1 protein-coding gene is annotated in these 1,431 nt (G+C 77.6%); it reads right to left on the bottom strand.

Translation table 11 applies throughout. The features are described from left to right. Nucleotides 1–31: 31 nt before the first annotated feature. The coding region (gene dacB, locus SACPADRAFT_RS28895; protein ID WP_007027600.1) for a D-alanyl-D-alanine carboxypeptidase/D-alanyl-D-alanine endopeptidase at nucleotides 32–1,431 on the bottom strand (1,400 nt) is incomplete at its 5' end.

Genomic DNA, 1,431 nt, shown 5'->3' with positions numbered 1-1,431 from the left:
CAGGTGCACCCGGCCTCAGGTGCACCCGGCCTCAGGTGCACCCGCAGCCCCGGAGGGCCGCGGCGGCCGCGTCGAGCGCGGGCCGCGCCTCGTCGGTCCGCCCGCCCTCGGAGAGGAAGGCGAAGACCAGCACCCGGCCGTCCCCGTCCAGGACGAGACCGGCGAGCGCGTTCACTCCGTCGAGGGTTCCCGTCTTGGCGCGTACCCACCCGCGTCCGTCCCCCGCGTCGTCCCCGTCGTACCGGTCGGCCAGGGTGCCGCTGCCGCCCGCCACCGGCAGGCCGCCGAGCATCGGCCGCAGGGTCCGGGTGCGGGGGTCCTGCGGGTCCGGCGCGGCGGCCACGGAGAGCACGCCGGTCAGGGTCGAGGCGGGGATCCGGTTGCGCATCGACAGTCCGCTGCCGTCGGACAGCTCCACCCCGGAGACGTCGAACCCCTCCCGCTCCAGCACGGCACGGACCGCCCGGGCCGAACCCGCGAACGAGGCGGGCTCCCCCTCGGCGATCGCCACCTGCCGCGCCAGCGCCTCGGTCAGCACGTTGTCGGACTCGCGCAGCGCCTGCCGCACGAGGTCGACGACGGGGGCGGAGGTGACCTCGCCGAGCACCTCGGCGTCGTCGGACGCCGAGGTCGGGGGCCCGGCCTCGGCGCCCAGGGCCCCGGCCAGCCGGTCGACCAGCTCCCCCGAGGGGTCCGCGACCCCCATCGATCCGCGGTCGGTGGGGTCACCGCGGCCGCCGTCGAGCATGGCGGGGTCGATCTCCACGGCGTAGGTCGAGGGGGTGTCCACGGGTTCCCAGCCCGGTGCCGTCGCCGGGCCGCTGTAGACCCCCGGATCGAGGCGCACCTCGTCGACCTCACCGCCCGTGGCGTCCTCGACCTGGGCCACCAGCTCCGCCAGGTGCGCGGCACCCGGGTGGAGCGGCCGTTCCCCCTCCGGCAGCGACGACAGCGTCACGTCACCGCCCGCGACGAGGACGACGGTGCCCGGGCTCTCCCCGCGCACGACGGTGGTGGACAGCCGCTGGTCGTGGTCCAGGGCCAGCAGCGCGGCCGCGGCCGTGAGCAGTTTCGTGGTGGACGCCGGGGTCAGGGGCTGCCCGGCGCCGTGGTTCCACAGCTCGGTGCCGGTGCCCGGGTGGACCACACTGCCGCCGAGGGTGCCCAGGGCCGGGTCCGAGGTCGGCCCCTCCAGGACCGCGGCCACCCCGGACGGGCCGGGGGCGGGGGCGGCGGAGCCCGCGGGCCCGGTCAACACCGGGGAGAGCGCGAGCGGTTCGGGAGGCGGCCCCTGCGGGAGGTTCGGCGCCCACGGCAGCCCGAGCCGGTTGGAGACGGCGGGCACCACCGAGGCGAGGCCGGTGCCCAGCAGCAGTGCCACCACGACCACACCCGCGACCAACCCCCGGCGACGCCGGCGCGGATGTGGTG

It is taken from the genome of Saccharomonospora iraqiensis subsp. paurometabolica YIM 90007 (assembly GCF_000231035.2).
Taxonomy (GTDB): Bacteria; Actinomycetota; Actinomycetes; order Mycobacteriales; family Pseudonocardiaceae; genus Saccharomonospora; species Saccharomonospora paurometabolica.
Note: the sequence above shows the minus strand (reverse complement) of the source record. Positions and strands in the feature narration are given on the sequence as shown.